General features: G+C 60.7%; 21 protein-coding genes. 12 read left to right on the forward strand and 9 right to left on the reverse strand.

The window, feature by feature from the left end; genetic code table 11:
* Positions 1 to 352: 352 nt before the first annotated feature.
* Positions 353 to 1,303 carry a LysR family transcriptional regulator gene (locus H096_RS00005; RefSeq protein ID WP_033896160.1) on the reverse strand — a complete coding sequence of 317 codons (951 nt, stop codon included), beginning with the start codon at positions 1,301 to 1,303 and terminating at the stop codon, positions 353 to 355.
* 129 nt (positions 1,304 to 1,432) lie between these two features.
* Between H096_RS00005 and H096_RS00010 the strand changes: the two genes are divergently transcribed.
* Entirely contained in the window at positions 1,433 to 2,950 is a 1,518-nt protein-coding gene (locus tag H096_RS00010) for a CoA-acylating methylmalonate-semialdehyde dehydrogenase (RefSeq protein WP_016974890.1), read from the forward strand.
* Between the two features lie 15 nt (positions 2,951 to 2,965).
* The gene (mmsB, locus tag H096_RS00015; protein ID WP_033896162.1) at positions 2,966 to 3,853 is read left to right on the forward strand and encodes a 3-hydroxyisobutyrate dehydrogenase; all 888 of its coding nucleotides are present in this window, start codon (positions 2,966 to 2,968) and stop codon (positions 3,851 to 3,853) included.
* 76 nt (positions 3,854 to 3,929) lie between these two features.
* Here mmsB and H096_RS00020 read toward each other — a convergent pair whose 3' ends face one another.
* Positions 3,930 to 4,274 carry a cupin domain-containing protein gene (locus tag H096_RS00020; RefSeq protein ID WP_010206533.1) on the reverse strand — a complete coding sequence of 115 codons (345 nt, stop codon included), beginning with the start codon at positions 4,272 to 4,274 and terminating at the stop codon, positions 3,930 to 3,932.
* 240 nt (positions 4,275 to 4,514) lie between these two features.
* On the opposite strand from H096_RS00020, the gene kynB reads away from it, so the two are divergent.
* The gene (gene kynB / locus H096_RS00025; protein WP_033896163.1) at positions 4,515 to 5,165 is read left to right on the forward strand and encodes an arylformamidase; all 651 of its coding nucleotides are present in this window, start codon (positions 4,515 to 4,517) and stop codon (positions 5,163 to 5,165) included.
* The gene (gene kynA, locus H096_RS00030; protein WP_033896164.1) at positions 5,162 to 6,019 is read left to right on the forward strand and encodes a tryptophan 2,3-dioxygenase; all 858 of its coding nucleotides are present in this window, start codon (positions 5,162 to 5,164) and stop codon (positions 6,017 to 6,019) included. The genes kynB and kynA overlap by 4 nt, the downstream gene beginning before the upstream one ends.
* A 49-nt stretch (positions 6,020 to 6,068) precedes the next feature.
* On the opposite strand, the gene H096_RS00035 is transcribed toward kynA, so the two are convergent.
* The 4 genes from H096_RS00035 to antA form a co-directional block, all read right to left on the reverse strand.
* The gene (locus tag H096_RS00035; protein WP_033896165.1) at positions 6,069 to 7,466 is read right to left on the reverse strand and encodes an amino acid permease; all 1,398 of its coding nucleotides are present in this window, start codon (positions 7,464 to 7,466) and stop codon (positions 6,069 to 6,071) included.
* A gap of 71 nt (positions 7,467 to 7,537) precedes the next feature.
* Positions 7,538 to 8,545, reverse strand: coding sequence for an anthranilate 1,2-dioxygenase electron transfer component AntC (gene antC / locus H096_RS00040; protein WP_033896166.1), 1,008 nt, complete (start codon positions 8,543 to 8,545; stop codon positions 7,538 to 7,540).
* Positions 8,546 to 8,693: 148 nt separating this feature from the next.
* Complete coding sequence (gene antB / locus H096_RS00045) at positions 8,694 to 9,185, reverse strand: anthranilate 1,2-dioxygenase small subunit (RefSeq protein WP_033896167.1); 492 nt, start codon at positions 9,183 to 9,185, stop codon at positions 8,694 to 8,696.
* Positions 9,185 to 10,576 (reverse strand): anthranilate 1,2-dioxygenase large subunit, encoded by a 1,392-nt coding sequence (gene antA / locus H096_RS00050; protein WP_033896168.1) that lies wholly within the window; start codon positions 10,574 to 10,576, stop codon positions 9,185 to 9,187. The genes antB and antA overlap by 1 nt, the downstream gene beginning before the upstream one ends.
* A 310-nt stretch (positions 10,577 to 10,886) precedes the next feature.
* On the opposite strand from antA, the gene H096_RS00055 reads away from it, so the two are divergent.
* Entirely contained in the window at positions 10,887 to 11,873 is a 987-nt protein-coding gene (locus tag H096_RS00055) for a helix-turn-helix domain-containing protein (RefSeq protein ID WP_033896169.1), read from the forward strand.
* Here the strand turns inward: H096_RS00055 and H096_RS00060 are convergent.
* On the reverse strand, positions 11,870 to 12,745 hold the full coding sequence (locus H096_RS00060; protein WP_033896170.1) for a LysR family transcriptional regulator: 876 nt from the start codon (positions 12,743 to 12,745) through the stop codon (positions 11,870 to 11,872). The two genes, H096_RS00055 and H096_RS00060, sit on opposite strands and share 4 nt — an antisense overlap.
* Before the next feature lie 114 nt (positions 12,746 to 12,859).
* Between H096_RS00060 and H096_RS00065 the strand changes: the two genes are divergently transcribed.
* The 3 genes from H096_RS00065 to catA are packed head-to-tail and all read left to right on the forward strand — an operon-like array spanning position 12,860 to position 15,261.
* Positions 12,860 to 13,987, forward strand: a complete 1,128-nt coding sequence (locus H096_RS00065) for a muconate cycloisomerase family protein (protein ID WP_033896171.1) — start codon at positions 12,860 to 12,862, stop codon at positions 13,985 to 13,987.
* A 12-nt stretch (positions 13,988 to 13,999) separates the two neighbouring features.
* A complete protein-coding gene (gene catC, locus H096_RS00070) occupies positions 14,000 to 14,290 on the forward strand; it encodes a muconolactone Delta-isomerase (protein ID WP_033896172.1) in 291 nt (96 codons plus the stop codon).
* 41 nt (positions 14,291 to 14,331) lie between these two features.
* The gene (gene catA, locus H096_RS00075) at positions 14,332 to 15,261 is read left to right on the forward strand and encodes a catechol 1,2-dioxygenase (protein WP_033896173.1); all 930 of its coding nucleotides are present in this window, start codon (positions 14,332 to 14,334) and stop codon (positions 15,259 to 15,261) included.
* Between the two features lie 104 nt (positions 15,262 to 15,365).
* Here catA and H096_RS00080 read toward each other — a convergent pair whose 3' ends face one another.
* A complete protein-coding gene (locus H096_RS00080) occupies positions 15,366 to 15,839 on the reverse strand; it encodes an Lrp/AsnC family transcriptional regulator (protein WP_016974903.1) in 474 nt (157 codons plus the stop codon).
* A 144-nt stretch (positions 15,840 to 15,983) separates the two neighbouring features.
* Here H096_RS00080 and kynU point away from each other — a divergent pair, with 144 nt between their 5' ends.
* Both kynU and H096_RS00090 read left to right on the forward strand, forming a co-directional pair.
* The gene (gene kynU, locus H096_RS00085) at positions 15,984 to 17,234 is read left to right on the forward strand and encodes a kynureninase (protein ID WP_033896174.1); all 1,251 of its coding nucleotides are present in this window, start codon (positions 15,984 to 15,986) and stop codon (positions 17,232 to 17,234) included.
* Between the two features lie 49 nt (positions 17,235 to 17,283).
* Complete coding sequence (locus H096_RS00090) at positions 17,284 to 18,690, forward strand: amino acid permease (protein WP_033896175.1); 1,407 nt, start codon at positions 17,284 to 17,286, stop codon at positions 18,688 to 18,690.
* Here H096_RS00090 and H096_RS00095 read toward each other — a convergent pair.
* On the reverse strand, positions 18,636 to 19,526 hold the full coding sequence (locus H096_RS00095) for a LysR substrate-binding domain-containing protein (protein WP_033896176.1): 891 nt from the start codon (positions 19,524 to 19,526) through the stop codon (positions 18,636 to 18,638). The two genes, H096_RS00090 and H096_RS00095, sit on opposite strands and share 55 nt — an antisense overlap.
* A gap of 82 nt (positions 19,527 to 19,608) precedes the next feature.
* Between H096_RS00095 and H096_RS00100 the strand changes: the two genes are divergently transcribed.
* Positions 19,609 to 20,373 carry a sulfite exporter TauE/SafE family protein gene (locus tag H096_RS00100; RefSeq protein ID WP_033896177.1) on the forward strand — a complete coding sequence of 255 codons (765 nt, stop codon included), beginning with the start codon at positions 19,609 to 19,611 and terminating at the stop codon, positions 20,371 to 20,373.
* 120 nt (positions 20,374 to 20,493) lie between these two features.
* Complete coding sequence (locus H096_RS00105) at positions 20,494 to 21,084, forward strand: NAD(P)H-dependent oxidoreductase (protein ID WP_033896178.1); 591 nt, start codon at positions 20,494 to 20,496, stop codon at positions 21,082 to 21,084.
* Positions 21,085 to 21,107: the final 23 nt, after the last annotated feature.

A 21,107-nucleotide genomic window follows, 5' to 3' on the forward strand; every position in this document is an offset into this window, starting at 1 on the left:
GTTACGCAGCGAGCCTGGAGAGTGTCTAGGAAACCCGGGGCGATTCAATGCTTGCAGGTCTTGAGGCTAAGCGCCAAAGATTGGCTCCTTGAGAATCTGACAGAAAAATCTGAACGACCACCTCAACTGTCTTACGCCGCCAGTTCCCCCCCGTGGCCCCTCTCGCGCCTGAGCCTTATCGCATGGGCGCGCATGGGGTCCTTATCGTGCGCCTGGGCGCCTCTGTAAGTTCTGCCGAGCGTTCCCCAAGAACGCCCTGCGCTGTTACAACTCAAGGACCAACTTAGGTTACAAACCTCTGGCAAACCCTCTCAGACCTCGTTAGGATTTGCCCACCTGAGTCCTTGCAGACTTACTGACTGGCAAACCTGATCTCCCTGGTCTCCCCCATCAACAACCCCTGATTCTGCTCCGTCACTTCCCTGATGTAGTCCCACAACAACGTAATCCGCTTCAACTTCCTCAGATCCTCCCGGCAATACATCCAGAACTGGCGAGTGATGGAAATCTGCTCCCCCAACACCGGCAACAACCGTGGATCCTGCGCCGCCAAAAAACACGGCAATATCGCCATCGACCGCCCTTGCTGCGCCGCCACGTACTGCGCGATCACGCTGGTACTGCGCAGGCTGGCGCTGGCGCCGGGCACCACGTTGGCCAAGTACAACAGCTCCGAGCTGAACGCCAAGTCATCCACATAGCTGATAAACGGATGCTCGGCCAAATCCGCCGGTTTGCGGATCGGCGGGTGTTGGTCGAGGTATTCCTGGGTCGCGTACAGCTGCAGTTTGTAGTCGCACAATTTGCAGCACACATAGGGCCCATGTTCCGGGCGTTCCAGGGCGATGACGATGTCGGCTTCGCGCTTGGACAGGCTGATGAAGTGGGGCAGGGGCAGGATGTCCACCGAGATTGCGGGGTAGGTGTCGACGAAGTGGCTCAATTGCGGGGTGACGAAAAAGCTGCCGAACCCTTCGGTGCAGCCCATGCGTACATGGCCCGACAGCGCCACGCCGGAACCGGAGACTTGCTCGCAGGCCATGTGCAGGGTGCTTTCGATGGACTCGGCGTAGCCCAGCAAACGCTGGCCTTCGGTGGTGAGGACGAAGCCGTTGGTCCGGGATTTTTCGAACAGCAACGTACCGAGTGACACTTCCAATGAACTGATGCGCCGCGACACCGTGGTGTAGTCCACCGCTAGGCGCTTGGCGGCCACGCTGGCCTTGCGGGTACGGGCCACTTCGAGGAAAAACTTCAGGTCATCCCAGTTCAGGGAGCCCAGCGACGTGATGTTTTTTTGCATATTGGTCCGGCTTTTATGTGCGTTCTTATTAGAGATTTGCACATCTATACTCCAAAAACAGTCCGAACGCCTCATTTCCCAAGGCGGTTACGCGCCTTGTCTCTGTATAAATATAAGATTGGAGACCACATGAACGCATCTGCCGATATTTCCGTGCAACAGGTCAAGTTGCTGATCAACGGCGAGTGGGTCGAGTCCAAGACCACCGAGTGGCAAGACATCGTCAACCCGGCCACCCAAGAGGTGCTGGCCAAAGTCCCGTTCGCCACCGCCGATGAAGTCAACGCTGCCATCGACGCTGCCCATCGTGCCTTCCAGACCTGGAAGCTGACGCCGATCGGCGCACGCATGCGCATCATGCTCAAGCTGCAAGCCTTGATCCGCGAACATTCCAAGCGCATCGCCGTGGTGCTCAGCAACGAGCAGGGCAAGACCATTGCCGATGCCGAGGGCGATATTTTCCGTGGCCTGGAAGTGGTGGAACACGCCTGCTCCATTGGCACCCTGCAAATGGGCGAGTTTGCTGAAAACGTTGCCGGTGGCGTCGATACCTACACCCTGCGCCAACCCATTGGCGTGTGCGCCGGCATTACGCCGTTCAACTTCCCGGCGATGATTCCGCTGTGGATGTTCCCGATGGCGATTGCTTGCGGTAACACCTTCGTGCTCAAGCCGTCCGAGCAGGACCCGTTGTCGACGATGCTGCTGGTGGAGCTGGCGCTGGAAGCTGGCGTGCCGGCTGGCGTGCTCAACGTGGTGCACGGCGGCAAGGATGTGGTGGATGCGCTGTGCACCCATAAAGACATCAAGGCCGTGTCCTTCGTCGGCTCGACCGCCGTGGGTACTCATGTGTATGACCTGGCCGGCAAACACGGCAAGCGTGTGCAGTCGATGATGGGCGCCAAGAACCACGCCGTGGTGCTGCCGGATGCCAACCGCGAACACACCCTCAATGCCCTGGTCGGCGCCGGTTTCGGTGCGGCGGGTCAGCGTTGCATGGCCACTTCGGTGGTGGTGCTGGTGGGCGCGTCCAAGCAATGGTTGCCGGACCTGAAAGCGCTGGCGCAAAAACTCAAGGTCAACGCGGGCAGTGAAGCGGGCACCGATGTCGGCCCGGTGATCTCCAAGCGTGCCAAGGCACGCATCCTGGAACTGATTGAAAGCGGCGTAAAAGAAGGCGCCAAGCTGGAACTGGACGGCCGCGACATCAAGGTGCCGGGCTTCGAGCAAGGCAACTTTGTCGGTCCGACCCTGTTCTCGGGCGTGACCACCGATATGCAGATCTACACCCAGGAAATCTTCGGCCCGGTGCTGGTGGTGCTGGAAGTGGCGACCCTCGACGAGGCCATCGCCCTGGTCAACGCCAACCCGTTCGGCAACGGCACCGGCCTGTTCACCCAGAGCGGCGCGGCGGCGCGCAAGTTCCAGAGCGAAATCGACGTGGGCCAGGTCGGCATCAACATCCCGATCCCGGTGCCGGTGCCGTTCTTCAGCTTCACCGGTTCGCGCGGTTCCAAGCTCGGCGACCTCGGCCCGTACGGCAAGCAAGTGGTGCAGTTCTACACCCAGACCAAAACCGTCACCAGCCGCTGGTTCGATGACGACACGGTCAACGATGGCGTCAACACCACCATCAACCTGCGCTGATTCCGGGAGACGACCATGAAGATTGCATTTATCGGCTTGGGCAACATGGGCGCACCCATGGCCCGCAACCTGATCAAGGCCGGCCATGCGCTGAACCTGTTCGACCTGAACCAGACGGTGCTCAAGGAGCTGGCCGAGCTGGGTGGCACCATCAGCGATTCACCGCGTGATGCGGCCACGGGCGCTGAACTGGTGATCACCATGCTGCCCGCTGCTGCCCATGTGCGCAGCGTGTGGCTGAATGAAGACGGTGTACTGGCCGGCATCGGCCCAGGCGTACCAGCGGTGGATTGCAGCACCATCGACCCGCAGACCATTCGCGATGTGGCGGCTGCGGCGGCCAAGCAAGGTGTGACCGTGGCCGACGCCCCCGTCTCCGGCGGCACCGGCGGCGCCGCCGCAGGGACGCTGACCTTCATGGTCGGCGCCACCCCCGAACTGTTCGCCACCCTGCAGCCGGTGCTGGCGCAGATGGGCCGCAACATCGTGCATTGCGGTGAGGTCGGCACTGGGCAAATCGCCAAGATCTGCAACAACCTGCTGCTGGGGATCAGCATGGTCGGCGTCAGTGAAGCCATGGCGTTGGGCGATGCGCTGGGCATCGACACGCAAGTGCTGGCGGGGATCATCAACAGCTCGACCGGGCGTTGCTGGAGTTCCGACACCTACAACCCATGGCCGGGCGTCATCGAAACCGCGCCCTCGTCGCGGGGGTACACCGGTGGGTTTGGTGCTGACCTGATGCTCAAGGATTTGGGCTTGGCCACCGAAGCGGCGCGTCAGGCCAAGCAACCCGTGATTCTGGGCGCTGTGGCCCAGCAGTTGTATCAGTCGATGAGCCAGCGTGGGGAAGGGGGCAAGGACTTCTCGGCGATTATCAACAGCTATCGCAAGCCCAAATAAGGTTGTAACAACGCTTACTGTGGCGAGCGGGGCAAGCCCGCTCGCCACAGGTTGAGTGGCGAGCGTTAGAGAGGGCTCAAGCAAACACAAAATACTTACGCACCGTCTCGACCACTTCCCACGTCCCCTTCATCCCCGGCTCCACCACAAAGATATCCCCAGCCCGCAAGTGAATCGGCTCCAGGCCTTCCGGGGTGATGATGCAGTAGCCTTCCTGGAAGTGGCAGTATTCCCACTTCACGTAGTCCACGTACCACTTGCCCGGGGTGCAGATCCAGGTGCCCATGATCTTGCTGCCGTCTTCGCTGGTGTAGGCGTTGAGGTTGACGGTGTGCGGGTCGCCTTCGAGCTTTTCCCATTTGCAGGCGTCCAGGACCGGCAGGGGATGGGTGTCGCGCAGTACGGTGATGGGCTTGGACATGATGTCTCCAGGGCAGGGAATGGAAAGATCCACCCTAAGGCCTTGGGCGTTGGGTCAGTGGTCTGAACTCGACATCGGGATGCCCAGAAGCGCAGCGGTGTTTATTTGATATAACCCATCGCCAATCCGCCATTTCCTCGCAGTAAGTGCGAAAGATTTCCCGCTTCGCGCCAGAGTTCGCAAGAAAATTCGCAGCAGGCCCTCGTATCATTCACCCCAGTAACCGCCGAGAGCCTTGAAATGAACCCAATAAAAACGTGGTGGGATATCAGCCCGCCCTTGAGTACGGCGACCCCGACCTGGCCGGGGGATACGCCGTTCCAGGAAGAGCGCGTGTGGCAGTTTGGCCCGGAGTGTCCGGTGAATGTCGGGCGTATCACGCTATCCCCACATACCGGCGCCCACGTGGATGCGCCGCTGCATTACAGCGCGGACGGCGCGCCGATTGGCGAGGTGTCGTTGGATGTGTACCTGGGGCCATGCCGGGTGCTGCATTGTCTGGACAGCGGTGCGCTGGTGCAGCCGCATCAGTTGGAAGGCCGTGTGGATAACTTGCCCGAGCGCGTGCTGCTGCGCACTTATCCACAAGCGCCGCTGACTGAATGGGATTCGAATTTCACCGCCATCGCTCCGCAAACCATCGAGCTGCTAGCCAGCCTGGGTGTGCGCTTGATCGGCATCGATACGCCATCCCTGGACCCGCAGCAGTCCAAGACCATGGATTCCCACAACGCCGTGGCCCGTCATGGCATGGCGATTCTCGAAGGCATCGTGCTCGATGACGTACCGGAGGGCGACTATGAATTGATCGCACTGCCGCTGCGGTTTGCCAACCTCGATGCCAGCCCGGTCCGCGCAATCTTGCGCCCGCTCAAGGAGCCCACGCGATGAGCCAATGTCCTTTCTCTGCTGACTACCAGCCGCCTGAAGAATGGCATAACGCCGAACTGAATTTTTCCGAGTCCATGAGCTACGGCGATTACCTGGACCTGGGCAAAGTCCTCAGCGCCCAGCATCCGCTGTCGCCGGACCACAACGAAATGCTCTTCATCATCCAGCACCAGACCTCCGAGCTGTGGATGAAACTGATGCTCCACGAACTCAAGGCCGCCCGCGAACACGTGCGCCTGGGCGAGCTGCCGCCGGCGTTCAAGATGCTGGCGCGGGTGTCGCGGATCTTCGATCAACTGGTGCACGCCTGGGCGGTGCTGGCGACGATGACGCCGTCGGAGTACAAGTCGATCCGCCCGTTCCTGGGGCAGTCGTCGGGGTTTCAGTCGTTCCAGTACCGTGAGATCGAATTTATCCTCGGCAATAAAAGCGCGGCGCTGTTGCGGCCCCACGCCCATCGGCCAGAGCTGTTGAACGAGTTGAAAGTGGCGATTGCCACGCCGTCGCTGTATGACGAGGCGATCAACCTGATGGTCAAGGCGGGTCTGGCGATTGATCCGAAACGCGCCGAGCGCGACCCGACGGCGGCGACGGTTCACGATGAATCGGTGGAGGCGGCGTGGCGCGAGGTGTATCGCAATCCGAGCCGGTATTGGGATTTGTATCAGTTGGCCGAAAAGTTTATCGACCTGGAGGACTCGTTCCGTCAGTGGCGCTTCCGCCATGTGACCACGGTCGAGCGGATTATCGGCTTTCAGCCGGGAACCGGTGGCACGGAAGGGGTGGGGTATTTGCGCAAGATGCTAGATACCGTGCTGTTCCCAGAGCTGTGGCGAGTACGCTCAACGCTCTAAACAAAAAGCCCTGGAATTCCGGGGCTTTTTATTGGCTGTCAGTCAGTAATCAGGCGACTGCCATCTTGGCCTTTCTGACCCGCAACCGGTAGGCAATGTAGATAATCCCCACCCACACCGGCATCGCATACACCGACTCGCTGATGCCCGGAATCGCCAGCATCACGCTGATGATCATCACCATGAACGCCAGGCACAGGTAGTTGCTGAACGGGAACCAGAAGGTCTTGAACGATGGCGTCAGGCCTTGTTCGCCCATGGCTTTGCGGAACTTGATGTGGGTGATGCTGATCAGCGCCCAGTTGATCATCAGTGAGGCAACCACCAGCGCGAACAGCAGTTCCAGCGCGCTCTGCGGTGCCACGTAGTTGACCACCACGCACAGCATCGTCACCAGCGCCGAAATCGCCAGGGCGCGGATCGGCACACCTTGCTTGTTCAGCTTCATCAGCGATTTCGGTGCATCGCCTTGCTCGGCCAGGCCGAACAGCATGCGGCTGTTGCAGTACACGCCGCTGTTGTACACCGACAACGCCGCGGTCAGCACCACGAAGTTGAGGATGTGCGCGGCGGTGTCGTTGCCGATCAGCGAGAAGATCTGCACGAACGGGCTACCGCTGTAGGCATCGCCCGAGGCGCCGAGGGTTTGCAGCAACTGGTCCCACGGGTACAGCGACAGCAGTACGGTCAGGGCGCCGACGTAGAAAATCAGGATCCGGTAGACCACCTGGTTGATCGCCTTCGGGATCACCTTGCGCGGCTCGCTGGCTTCGGCGGCAGTGATGCCCACCAGCTCCAGGCCACCGAACGAGAACATGATGAACGCCATGGACATCAACAGCCCCATGCCGCCATTCGGGAAGAACCCGCCGTGGCTCCACAGGTTGCTGACCGAGGCTTGTGGGCCGCCGGTGCCGCTGAACAGCAGGTAGCAGCCGAGCACGATCATGCCGACAATCGCCACCACCTTGATGATCGCGAACCAGAACTCGGCCTCACCGAAGAACTTCACGTTCAGGGTGTTGATCAGGTTCACCGCGACAAAGAACACCAGTGCACTGACCCAGGTCGGGATCTCCGGCCACCAGAACTGGATGTACTTGCCCACCGCCGTCAGTTCGGCCATGCCCACCAGCACGTAGAGTACCCAGTAGTTCCAACCCGCCAGGAAGCCCGCGTAGCCGCCCCAGTATTTGTGCGCGAAGTGGCTGAAGGAACCGGCCACCGGCTCTTCAACGATCATTTCGCCGAGCTGGCGCATGATCAGGAACGCGATGAAACCGGCAATCGCGTAGCCCAGGATCATCGACGGCCCCGCCGACTTGAGCACCCCGGCCGAGCCGAGGAACAACCCCGTGCCGATCGCCCCTCCCAAGGCGATCAGCTGAATGTGCCGGTTCTTCAAGCCACGCCTGAGGCCTACCGGGTTAACCATGTCATCCGCCATTAACATTCCCTTCTACTTGTTTTTCTCAGGGTTGAGTGCACGCCGCATCAGCCCCTCAGAAGTACTGAGGGTCAGATATTACTCTGCGTAAACTTTTCGTAATACAGCTGAACGCCATCAAGTGCCTGATCCGCCAGCCATTGCTGGATGGATTCGACCATTGGAGGGGGGCCGCACAGGTACATATCCGCCGAACTGTCCCGCAATTCGGCCAGGTCAAAATGCTCAGTGAGGTAGCCGCGCTTGCCGGGCCAATCCTCTGAAGGTGCGCTGAGGACTTCGGTGTAGCGGAACTTCGGAATTTTTGCAGCATAACCCTGGATACGCGCCGCTTCGCACAAGTCTTCGGCACCGCGCACGCCGTAATACAGGTGCACCGGTTGGTCACAACCCTTGGCGGCCAGTTCATCGAGCATGCCCAGCAAGGCCGATAACCCCGTGCCACCCGCCACCAGTACCAATGGCTGGGTGACGTGGCGCAGGTAGAAGGCGCCAAGGGGCGCTTCCATCAACAGCTCATCGCCCACTTGGCAACGCTCGCGCAGGTAGTTGCTCATCACCCCATCGGGCAACAGGCGCACTAAAAATTGCAGGTGATTGCCCGGCAGGTTGGCGAAAGAATAGGACCGCCAACTGTCCGTGCCAGGCACCGCTAGGCGGGCATATTGGCCCGGCAGAAAGTCCAGCGCCTGATCCAACTGCACCTGCAGGATCGCCGTGCTGGCCGACACCTGCTCCACCGCGCTCACGCTGCCCTTGACCCGAACCGGCCCCGGCGCGTTGCACAGACTCGAATCAAAGTCGAAATAGAACGTCGCGTCGGACTTCACCCGCGTCTGGCAACTGAGCATCTTGCGCTGTTGCAGGTCGAGGCTGGACAGCGCCTCTTCGTCGACATAGTCCTGGCTGTAATCGCCGGATTCGCAACGGCCCTGGCAGGTGCCGCACACACCTTCACGGCAATCCAGTGGGATCTTGATGCCGTTGCGCAGCGCTGCATCCAGCAGGATTTCATGGGAGCCCACCGGGAAAAACAGGGTTTTGCCGTCGGCAAAACTGAAGGCTACTTTGTGATTCATTCGCGAAACTCCACGCATGTATTGCTGGCGCATAACTTGTGGCGAGGGAGCTTGCTCCCGCTGGAGTGCGCAGCGCTCACAAGATTTTGGGGCCGCTACGCAGCCCAGCGGGAGCAAGCTCCCTCGCCACAAGGTGTGATGTGCTGGGTTAGAGGTGATAGAAATCCAGCACCGAGTTGATGGTGTCGTTGAGCAGCAACGCATGCTTGCGGGTGATCAACCAACTGTCGCCATTCGGCTTGAGGCTGTAGGTCGCATGTCCGTAGAACTGCTCTGACGTAGCCAGTCGGTAAAACAACGTGTGCCAGTTCAGCCGCACCTCCAGCGTTCCCTCCGCCTGCTCCGCCACGCGCACGTTATTGATCAGGTGCAAGGTGCGCGGCATCGGTGTCGCCGACGCGGCTTTGCCGGTGCGCAAACGGAACACACGGTCTTCCAGGCCCGAGCGGTTGGCGTAGTAGATCAACGACATCTCGCGCTTGGGATCACGGGTGTAGACGTGTTCCGAGTCCCACTGCGGCAGGTGGAACTCGCTCTGCGGGTCGAACAGCTGCACATAGGCGTCCCAGTCCTGGGCGTCGCACAGCTCGGATTTGCGGTAGAAGAACTGCTCGATCTGGTACTGCAGTTGCGCATTCATCACTTCACCTCCCGCAATGTCAGTGCTTGTCTGTCCAGGCCCTTGAGCAGGAACTGCTGCCAGTTGCGATGCTGGTTCACGTAGAGGCCTTCATGGGTGAATTCGGTGCCGGTCATGGCCGGTTGGATGCCGATGGCTTCGCTGTTGGGCGTGGGGCCGGTTTCCCAGCGATGGCTGCCCCGTGAGATGTCGCTCCAACGTTCCAGGCGGCCCTGGAAGCCGCGTTGGGCTTCGCGAAATTCCACCAGGTCATCCGGTGTGCCCATGCCCGACACGTTGAAAAAGTCCTCGAACTGACGAATACGGTTTTCGCGATCCGCGTCGGATTCACCCTTCACCCCCAGGCACTGGCTGATGATCTCGGTTTTGTTCCACGCCACCGGGCGGATAATGCGCAGCTGCGAGCTGATCTGGTCGAGGAAGAACAGGCTGGGGTAGATATTCAGGTTGCGCAGGCGGTGCATCATCCACTCGGCCTTTGGCTGGCCGTGTTCTTCCACCAGGCGCGGCATGATCGTGGCGTAGCCGGAGCGCACGCTGGGGTTGGGCATGTCGCTGAACAACACACTGTGACCATTGTTGAAGGCAAACCAGCCGTCATCGGTGTTGGCGTCACCCGCGCCAAGCTTGCTGTAATCGAGGGTGCTGCCTGCGCCGGTACCGTTCTCGGTGTTCACCTGCTGGCGATGCTGCACCGTGGCCACGTAGTTGTAGTGCACGGTGCTGACGTGATAACCGTCCAGGCCGTTCTCGTTTTGCAGCTTCCAGTTGCCGTCGTAGGTGTAGGCGGATTTGCCCGGCAATACCTCCAACTCACCGGTAGCGGACTGGGCGACCATCATGTCGAAGAACACTTTGGCGTCGCCCAGGAAGTCTTCCAGGCTGTCGGTGCCTGCCACATCCAGGCTGATGAACACGAAGCCTTTGTAGCTCTCGATGCGGGCTTTTTTCAGCCCGCGCGTCGCCTTGTCGAAACCCTCCGGGTATTCCCCCGGCGCCTTGACCTTCACCAGCCGGCCATCGCTCTTGTAGCACCAGGCATGGAACGGGCAGGTGAAGGTGGACTGGTTGCCCTTGCCGACCCGCGTCAAGGTTGTGCCGCGATGCTGGCAGGCGTTGATCAGCGCGTTGAGGTGGCCTTCGCCGTCGCGGGTGATGATCATTGGCTGGCGCCCGGCGCGCATCGTCACGAAGTCGTGGTTATTGGCCAGTTCGCTTTCGTGGCAGGCGTAGATCCAGTTCTTTTCGAAGATCAGTTCCATCTCCAGATCGAACAGTTCCGGCTCGGTGAACATGTCACGGGCGATGCGGAACACTGCATCCGCCGGGCGAAAATCCAGACAACCTTCGATAAATGTTTTCCACTGCTCGACGCTTCTTGCACCACTCATGGGAGGCACCTTTTGATAGGGCTAATCGGTGGTTTATTAGAGGCAGCGGGGCAGGGCGCGGGCTATCCGCTTAGTGGGGGAACCTGCGCCGGATAATTGGGCAGCAAATACCCAACCCGGTGCGCAGCGGTGACGGGATGCGCTACTGTCTGGCAGGGCAAGGGTCGAAAAAGTAAGCGTCTTATCCACTTAATCGACCCTTGCTATCCATCCGCTGGCGATTGCGCCGGCGTGGCGCATTATTTGCTGTCGAACAACAACGACGCGCCGCCAGAGCGCGCAACAGCCTAACCGCCGTGGGTGCACCCTGATGAGCAGCCAAACGATTCAACGCTTCGACCTGGAGGGCGCACGCAGCTGGATGTCCGGCATCTGCGGGCCCCATCGCCTGGCCACCGCCACGCCCGAGCGCCTGCGTTTCCACCACAGTGCCAACATGTTCAAGTCTCGCGCCACCACCTTGGGCGTGATCGAATACGGCACCGACGTGACCATCGACATCGAAGACGCGGAGCACTTCAGCAGCTACAGCCTGAGCCTGCCGTTGGTGGGCGAGCAGGAGTTGAGCAAGAACGGTGAGCGCCTGAGCTCCAACCGCGACCAGGGCGTGATCATCTCGCCCAACGAGCATCAGGTGCTGGCGATTTCCGGCGACTGTCGCAAGGTGCAGGTGGTGATCACGCGGGCGGCGATGAGTGAGTCGCTGGAAGGTTTGCTGCAACGGCCGATTGAGGCGCCGCTGCGCTTTGAGTCGGTGATGGACGCGGTGGACGGCGCTTCGGCGGCGTGGTGGCGCATGGCACGCTACTTCATCGCGGAGTTGGAACACGGCAGTGAATTGTATGAGCAACCGGCGTTTTCCCGTGACCTGGAAAGCTCGCTGATCAAGGGCCTGATCCTGGCCCAGCCGAACAATTACTCCGAAGAGCTGCGCGATGTCCTCGGTGTGAAACTGCCGCATTACCTGATCCGTGCGCGCCAGTACATCCACGACAATGCTCGGGACGCCGTGCATCTGGAAGACCTGGAGGCCGCGGCCGGCGTATCGCGGTTCAAGTTGTTTGATGCCTTTCGCAAATACTTTGCGCTGTCACCGATGGCCTATTTGAAAAAGCATCGGCTCTCTGCGGTGCGCCAGGCCATCCTTGAACAGGGCTCCACCAGCACCATCTCCGAGATTGCCCTGGGCTGGGGCTTTACCCACCTTGGGCGGTTTTCGGCGGAGTATCGCAAGTTGTTCGATGAGTCTCCGAGCCAGACCCTGCAGCGTAATGATGCCCGGCGCCTGCGTGGCTAGATCAACTCTTCCACCAGTTGCAGGCAATGACTGAGCCCCGGCGACTGGTCATTCACCCGTCGGCTGAGGATGATCGGCGAGGTTGCCGTGGCCTCCACCACCGGCGTGTAGCCGATGTCCGCACGGTGCAGCACTTGCACCGAGGCGGGCACCAGCGTCACGCCCATGCCGGCGCCGACCAGGCCAATGGCGGTCTGCAATTCGTTGGTCCACTGCGCCACCTTAAGGCTCAGGCCATGGGCGTCGAACAGCGCGATCACATGGTCGGCGTAGCTGGGGCGCGGGTTGCCGGGGTAGAGCACAAAGGGCTCGGCGGCCAGTTGGGCGAGGGTGGCGGGCGCATCGAGCAACGGGTGGCCTGCAGGCAGCACGGCAACCAGCCGATCCTCCACCAAAACGCGCTGGACGATGGCCGGGTCGTCGATGCGAATCCGCCCGAACCCCACGTCGATGCGCCCGGCCTTGAGCGCTTCGACCTGCTGCAAGGTGGTCATTTCCGCCAGCCCCAACTCCAGCTCCAGCGCCTCATGGGTGCGCAGCCGGCGGATCAGTTCCGGCAGCACGCCATACAGGGTCGAGGGCGCAAAGCCGATGCCCAGCCAAGTCTTCTCGCCTTGGCCGATGCGCCGGGTGTTGTCGCAGACCTTGCTCAGTTGTTCCAGCAGCACGTTGGCATGCTCATAGAAGAACCGCCCGGCTTCGGTCAGCCGCAACGGTCGGCCACGCTCCAGCAGGATCACCCCCAACTCATCTTCCAATTGCTGGATCTGCCGGCTCAACGGCGGCTGGGCGATGTGCAAACGTTCGGCGGCGCGGGTGAAGTTGAGGGTTTCCCCCAGCACCTGGAAATAGCGCAGATGACGCAATTCCATAACCACTCCTTTCATACCTTGAGGGTATTGCTTCAGACCCATTCTATATTGGAAGCCTTTAAAAATACGGCACAGAATCGGCTCAAACCTAAAAAGAACCCAACGGGTATAGCCATGCCGATTTGCGCCATCGAGTCGATCGACACGATCATCGTCGACCTCCCCACCATTCGCCCGCACAAGCTGGCGATGCACACGATGCAAAACCAGACCTTGGTGATCATCCGCCTGCGTTGCGCCGACGGTATCGAAGGCATCGGTGAAGCCACCACCATTGGCGGCCTGAGCTACGGCAATGAAAGCCCTGATAGCATCAAGGTCAACATCGACCGCCACTTCGCGCCGCTGCTGATCGGCCAGGACGCGAGCAATATCAACGCGGCCATGTTGCGCCTGGAACGCAGCATTCGCGGCAACACCTTTGCCAGGTCCGGGATCGAAAGCGCCTTGCTCGATGCCCTGGGCAAACGCTTGAACCTGCCGGTCAGCGAACTGCTCGGCGGCCGTGTGCGCGATGCCTTGCCAGTGGCCTGGACCCTGGCCAGCGGCAACACGGAAAAGGACATTGCCGAAGCGGAAAAGATGCTCGACCTGCGCCGCCACCGCATTTTCAAATTGAAGATCGGCGCCGGTGAAGTCAGCCACGACCTGGCCCATGTGATCGCGATCAAAAAAGCCCTGGGCGACCGCGCCAGTGTGCGCGTCGACGTCAACCAGGCCTGGGATGAGGCGGTGGCACTGCGTGCCTGCAAGGTGCTCGGCGACAACGGCATCGACCTGATCGAACAACCCATCTCCCGCAACAACCGTGGCGGCATGGTGCGGCTCAACCTGTCGAGCCCGGCGCCGATCATGGCGGATGAGTCCATCGAATGTGTCGAGGATGCCTTCAACCTGGCCCGCGAAGGTGCGGCCTCGGTGTTTGCGTTGAAGATCGCCAAGAACGGCGGCCCGCGCGCCGTACTGCGTACGGCCGCCATTGCCGAAGCGGCGGGCATCGGCCTGTACGGCGGCACCATGCTCGAAGGCGGCATCGGCACCCTGGCCTCGGCCCATGCCTTTCTCACGCTGAACAAACTGGCATGGGGCACCGAGTTGTTCGGCCCGTTGTTGCTCACCGAAGACATCCTCACCGAACCGCCGGTGTACCGCGATTTCCAGCTGCATGTTTCCACCGCACCGGGCCTGGGCCTGGCCATCGATGAAGAGCGCCTGGCGTTCTTCCGTCGTGACAAACACTAAGAGGCGCCTGCCATGTTGTTCCACGTAAAAATGACCGTGAACCTGCCCCTCGATATGAATCCCGAGCGCGCCGCTGCGCTCAAGGCCGAAGAAAAAGCCTTGGCGCAGCGCCTGCAACAGCAAGGCAAATGGCGCCACCTGTGGCGCATCGCCGGGCATTACGCGAACTACAGCGTGTTCGATGTCGACAGCGTGCAGGACCTGCACGATGTGTTGATGCAACTGCCGCTCTTTCCCTACATGGCCATCGAAGTGAATGCCCTGTGCCGTCACCCGTCGTCGATCCATGAGGATGACCGCTAAGCCGGTTTTCACCCTAATAACTACAAGATGAGGAATGCACCATGTCCATCCGACTGTCCCAGACTGCCCATGCCCAACAGTTTCTCGAAGAAGCCAGCGGCAACCTCAATGACGGCGGTAACCCGCGTACCAAGGCGCTGATCTACCGGATCCTGCGCGACACCGTGAACATCATCGAAGACCTGGAAGTGACCCCGGAAGAGTTCTGGAAGGCGGTCAACTATCTGAACGACTTGGGCAAGAACCAGGAAGCTGGCTTGCTCGCCGCCGGGCTGGGCCTGGAGCATTACCTCGACCTGTTGATGGACGCCGCCGACGAGGAAGCCGGCAAATCCGGCGGCACACCGCGCACCATCGAAGGCCCGTTGTATGTGGCCGGTGCGCCGCTGTCGAAGTATGAGGCGCGACTGGATGATGGCAAGGACGACGCGGTGCCGCTGTTCATGCGCGGGCAAGTACGCGACACCGAGGGCAAGCCGCTGGCGGGGGCGATTGTGGACGTGTGGCAGGCCAATACCGGTGGCACCTATTCGTGGTTCGATCCCACGCAGTCCGAGTTCAACCTGCGCCGGCGCATCGAGACCGATGCTCAGGGCAACTACCGGTTTCGCAGTATCGTGCCGTCGGGCTACGGCTGCCCGCCGACCGGGCCGACCCAGCAACTGCTCGATCAACTGGGGCGCCACGGGCAGCGGCCGGCGCATATTCACTTCTTCATTTCGGCGCCGGGGCATCGACACCTGACCACGCAGATCAACCTGTCGGATGACCCGTACCTGCATGATGATTTTGCCTATGCGACGCGGGATGAGTTGATCGCCGAGATTCGCTTCAGTGAAGATCCGCAGTTGGCGCGAGAGTTTGGCGTGGAAGGGCGGTTTGCGCAGATTGATTTCGACTTTGAGTTGCAAGTGGCGGATGCGCCGGTAGAGCAAAAGCGCATGCAGCGCGTGCGCGCCCTTGAGGACTAAACGCGGTTAAAAATGTGGGAGCTGGCTTGCCTGCGATAGCAATGGTGCATTCACCACCGTCATCGCAGGCAAGCCAGCTCCCACAGAGTGCGGTGGTGTTGCCGCTATTTGCGGATGACCAGGTCCAACACCTCATCCCGATCCTTGATCTTCTGCAGCACAATCTCCGAGCGTATATCCATCACCCCCGCCGTGCGGTTCAGGTGGTTCACGATAAAGTCCGAAAAATGCTTGAGGTTGCGGGCCTGCACCCGCAGCACATAGTTGCTGGCGCCGGTGATCACGTAGGCGCTGGCCACTTCCGGCCAGCCCTGCACTTTCTTGATGAACGTCTCATGCCAATCCTCCACATCCTGGCGTAACGACAGGTGGACGATGGCCTCCAGCTCGATCCCCAATTGCTCCGCATTCAGCACTGCGCGGTAGCCGCTGATGATTCCCTCGCTCTCCAGCAAGCGCAAACGGCGCAGGCAGGCGGACGGCGACAGTGCGACTTTTTCCGCCAGTTCCTGGTTGCTGATGCGGCCATCCTGTTGCAGGAAATGCAGGAGGCGCAGGTCGGTGGCGTCGAGAATCATGGTTAGAATAAATCCGCGTGATTGGGGGTTAAATTCGAATTTCCTACAGCTTAATTAGCCTGTTGCTACTCACTTTGCACGAAAATTCTCTAAAACTTCGTTCATTATTTGGTCCATTCTTACTTATAAAAACCAGGATCGCCCATGACCCCTCGAAGCCATTGCCAAGCCCTCGACGCCCAGGACCCGCTGGCACCGTTGCGCAGCCAGTTCGCCTTGCCGGAGGGCGTGATCTACCTCGACGGCAACTCGCTCGGCGCCCGCCCGGTGGCGGCGTTGGCGCGGGCGCAGGCGGTGATTGCCGAAGAGTGGGGCAACGGGCTGATCCGCAGCTGGAACAGCGCCGGCTGGGCGGATTTGTCCCAGCGCCTGGGCAATCGCCTGGCGCCGTTGATTGGTGCGCGTGACAACGAAGTGGTGATCACCGATACCACCTCGATCAACCTGTTCAAGGTGCTGAGCGCCGCATTGACCGTGCAGCGTCAACGCCAGCCGCATCGCAAGGTGATCGTCAGCGAGGCGAGCAACTTCCCTACCGACTTGTACATCGCAGAAGGCTTGGCTGAACTGCTGCAACAGGGCTATTCCCTGCGCCTGGTGAACAGCCCGGACGAACTGCCCCAGGCGGTCGATCAGGACGTGGCGGTGGTGATGCTCACCCACGTCAATTACAAGACCGGCTACATGTACGACATGCAGGCGCTGACCGCCTTGAGCCATGAGTGTGGCGCGCTGAGCCTCTGGGACCTGGCGCATTCGGCAGGCGCTGTGCCCATCGACCTGCATCAGGCCGGCGCCGATTATGCGATCGGCTGCACCTACAAGTACCTCAACGGTGGCCCGGGTTCCCAGGCGTTTGTGTGGGTGAGCCCGGCGTTGGTAGATGTGGTGCGTCAGCCGTTGTCGGGCTGGTTCGGGCATACCCGGCAGTTCGCCATGGAGTCGACGTATGCACCGAGTGCCGGTGTCGCCCGTTACCTGTGCGGCACTCAACCGATCACTTCGCTGGCCATGGTGGAGTGCGGTCTGGAGATTTTTGCCCAGACCGATATGGCGAGTTTGCGCAGCAAGTCCCTGGCGTTGACCGACCTGTTTATCGCGTTGGTCGAAGCCCGTTGCGCTGCCCATGACTTGAAGTTGATCACCCCACGTGAGCACGCCAGACGTGGCAGCCATGTGAGCTTTGAACACCCCGAAGGCTACGCGGTGATCCAGGCCTTGATCGCCCGTGGGGTGATCGGTGATTACCGTGAGCCGCGCATCATGCGGTTTGGTTTTACGCCGTTGTACACGAGCTTTACCGAGGTGTTTGACGCTGTGGAAATCCTTGGCGACATCCTCGACAACCACACCTGGGACCAGCCGCAATTCAAAGTCCGCAACAGCGTCACCTGACACACCTACCGACCACCTGTGCAATCACAATAATAAAGGGGCACACCACGTGACCACGCCAGACAACGGCTTTGCAGAGATCACCCACCGCGAACTGGGCCTGCGGCGCCAGCTCACTTCCGGCCAGATGAGCATGATCGCCATCGGCGGCGCCATTGGCACCGGGCTGTTCATGGGCAGCGCCTACGCCATCGGTTATGCCGGGCCCAGTGTCTTGGTGAGCTACGCCATCGGCGCATTGATCACCTTGCTGTTGATGGGGTGCCTGGCGGAGATGACGGTGGCCCATTCCACCTCGGGCTCCTTCGGTGCCTATGCCGAGTTCTACATCAGCCCGCTCGCCGGGTTCCTGGTGCGTTATGCCTACTGGGCGGCGATTGTGTTGGCGGTGGGCGCCGAGGTCACGGCGGTGGCGATGTACATGAAGTACTGGTTCGCCAACGTGCCGGAATGGGTGTGGATCGTGTCGTTTTCCAGCGTGTTGATCCTGCTCAATGCGATCAGCGTGAAGACGTTTGGCAACTTCGAATACTGGTTTTCGACGATCAAGATCAGTGCGATTGTCGGCTTCATCATCCTTGCCGTGTACGTGGTATTCGGCTCCGGCAACCCGGAGTATGGCGTGCAGAACTACACGGCCCACGACGGCTTTTTCCCCCATGGCCTGAGCGGCATGTGGATGGCGGTGATCGTGTCGATCTTCAGCTATTTGAGTGTGGAGATGATCGCCGTGGCCGCCGGTGAAGCCGCCGACCCGGAACAGGCGGTGAAGAAAGCCTTCCGTGCGACCATCGTGCGCCTGGTGGTGTTTTACCTGCTGACCCTGGCGCTGATGCTGGCCATCGTGCCGTGGAACCAGGCCGGGCAGACCCAGAGCCCGTTCGTCACGGTGATGCAGACCATCGGCATTCCCGGTGCGACCGGCGTGATGAACTTCGTGATCCTGATCGCCGCGCTCTCGGCGATGAACAGCCAGCTCTACATCACCACCCGCATGATGTTCAGCCTGTCCCGCGCCGGCTTTGCCCCCAAGTCCATGGGCGCGTTGAGCAAGAGCGGCATCCCGTTGAACGCGTTGCTGCTGTCCAGTTCGGGCATTGCGCTGGCGACGTTGCTGAACGTGGTGTACCCGGAAAGCTCGTTCACCCTGATGATGGCGATCTCGATGTTTGGCGCTATCTTCACCTGGTTCATGATCTTCCTCACGCACCTGTTCTTCCGGCGCTACCGCAAGCGTCACGGTGGGCCGAAATTGTCGTTCCAACTGCGGCTGTTTCCCTACAGCACGTTGCTGGGGCTGGTGCTGATGGGCGCGGTGATGATCACTACGTATTTCACCGAGGCATTCAAGATGACACTGGTGTTTGGCGTGCCGTTTCTGCTGATTCTGTCGGCGGTGTATTACGGGTTCTTCCGCAAGGGCAGGGCCAAGGCATCGAACAAGGCCTTGGCATAACCGGGCAGTTGTTCGAACGAACGCGCACATAACAGCAGTTTCCTACAGGCCCACTCCTCTTGCAGAGGGTGGGCCTTGACGCTGGGTTCCAGCGGCCAACGTTCCAGCGCGGCCTGGGGCACGATACCCAGGCCAGCGCCGCGGGCGACCATGCGAATAACCCCATCAAACCCTTCGGCACGGATGCGCGTCTGCATACGAAAGCCGGCGTGCAGTGCCTGTTCTTCAAGATAAACCGTCAACGCGCTGTGAGTGGCGAGGCCGACAAAGTCGTGTTGCAGGCTATCGACAAAACTCCCAGCGGTGAACGGATGATCCAGCGGTGCGATCAGCACCAGCGGGTCGTCGCGAAAGGGCAGAGTCTGCAGACCGTGAGTGTCCACTGCGTCGGAGATGATCCCAATATCCGCCGTGCCCTGGCGCAAGGCCTGGGTGATGCGCAGGCTCGGCAGCTCCTGCAGGTCGATATCGAGGTTGGGGTGCTCGCACAGAAAGTCCGCCAGCAGTTCCGGCAGGTATTCGCTGAGGGCGGTGGTGTTGCACAGCAGGCGCACCTGGCCTTTGATGCCGTTGGCGTACTCCGCCAGGTCCTGCTGCAGGTGTTCGGCTTGTTGCAGCAATAAGCGGGCGTGGCGGGCCAGGGCTTTGCCGGCGGGCGTTGGGGTGACACCTCGGCGGTTACGCTCCAGGAACTCGATACCCAACGAAGCCTCCATCGCCCGGATACGCGCACTCGCGGCGGCCAGGGACAAATGGCTGCGCCCGGCACCGGCGGTGATGTTGCCGGTGTCGAGGATGTGCAGATAGAGGCGCAGGTCGATCAAGTCAAAGTGCATGGCACCAGCCTAAGGGAAAACAAGAGTCTGCCTCAGTATATGGCGCATTTCCGACCTCACCGAAAAACCGCACAATCCCCCCATGAATACCTTCCTCACGTTCTACCAAGACATCGGCCCCGCCATGACGCTGCTGGTGATCGGCACCTTCGTGCTGGCCGGCACTGTCAAGGGTGTGATCGGCCTGGGCTTGCCGACAGTCTCCATGGGCTTGCTCGGCCTGGCTATGTTACCGGCGCAGGCTGCGGCTTTGCTGATCATCCCGTCGACGATCACCAACCTGTGGCAACTGACGTTCGGCGGGCATTTGAGCGCATTGGTCAAACGCCTGTGGCCGATGTTGCTGCTGATCTTCCTCGGTACCGGGTTGGGCACCTTGTGGCTGGGCATGAGCGGGGGAAGCTGGGTGGGGCATGCGTTGGGCGGTGCGTTGCTGGTGTATGCACTCAGCGGATTGTTCCTGCCGACGTTCAAGGTAAAACCTGAGACTGAACGTTGGCTGGGTCCTATGTGCGGCATCGTCACGGGAGTCATTACTTCAGCGACCGGCGTGTTCGTGATTCCCGCCGTGCCCTATCTGCAGGCCTTGGGCTTGAACCGTGATCAGTTGGTGCAGGCGCTGGGGCTGTCGTTCACGGTTTCCACCCTGGCGTTGGCCGCCGGGCTGGCCTGGCGCGGCACGCTCGGTGGCGGGGAGGTCAACGCCTCGCTGCTGGCGCTGGTGCCGGCACTGCTGGGCATGTGGCTGGGCCAGGCGGTGCGTCAGCGCATCAGTGCCGTGTTGTTCAAGCGCGTGTTTTTCGTTGGCATGGCCTTGCTGGGGGCGCATCTGCTGATCAGCGGTTAACAATTGGTGGTGCATTTGTGCTTTCTGGTCAAATGTATTTTGCCGTGCCGCCGCTTATTCCGAGGGGCCAATGTCGATAGCCTGCCGGCAGACATTTTTAACCCTTACGGATGCCCTCCCATGAAAAAAATCCTCCTGCTCAACGGCGGCAAAAAATTCGCTCATTCCGATGGCCGCTACAACAGCACCCTGCATGACGCCGCCGTGGCCGTGCTGGACCGTGCCGGTATCGACGTGAAAGTCACTCACATCGACGAAGGCTACGACGTGGCCGAAGAAGTGGCGAAATACCTCTGGGCCGACGTGATCATCTACCAGATGCCCGGTTGGTGGATGGGCGCGCCGTGGATCGTCAAGAAATACATCGACGAAGTCTTCACCGAAGGCCACGGCAGCCTGTACGCCAGCGACGGTCGCACGCGCTCCGACTCGTCGCAGAAGTACGGCAGCGGCGGCCTGATCCAGGGCAAGCAGTACATGCTCTCGCTGACCTGGAACGCGCCGCAGCAAGCCTTCGACGACCCGACCGACTTCTTCGAAGCCAAGGGCGTGGACGCGGTGTACTTCCCGTTCCACAAGGCCAACGAGTTCCTTGGCATGACCGGCCTGCCGACCTTCTTGTGCGTGGACGTGATGAAGCGCCCGGCGATCGAGGCTGACGTAGCACGCTATGAGCAGCATCTGGCGCAGGTGTTCAATTTCTCGGTGTAAGCTGCTGGGAACCGATAACGAGG

It is taken from the genome of Pseudomonas sp. FH1, assembly GCF_000510895.2.
Classification (GTDB): domain Bacteria; phylum Pseudomonadota; class Gammaproteobacteria; order Pseudomonadales; family Pseudomonadaceae; genus Aquipseudomonas; species Aquipseudomonas azotoformans_A.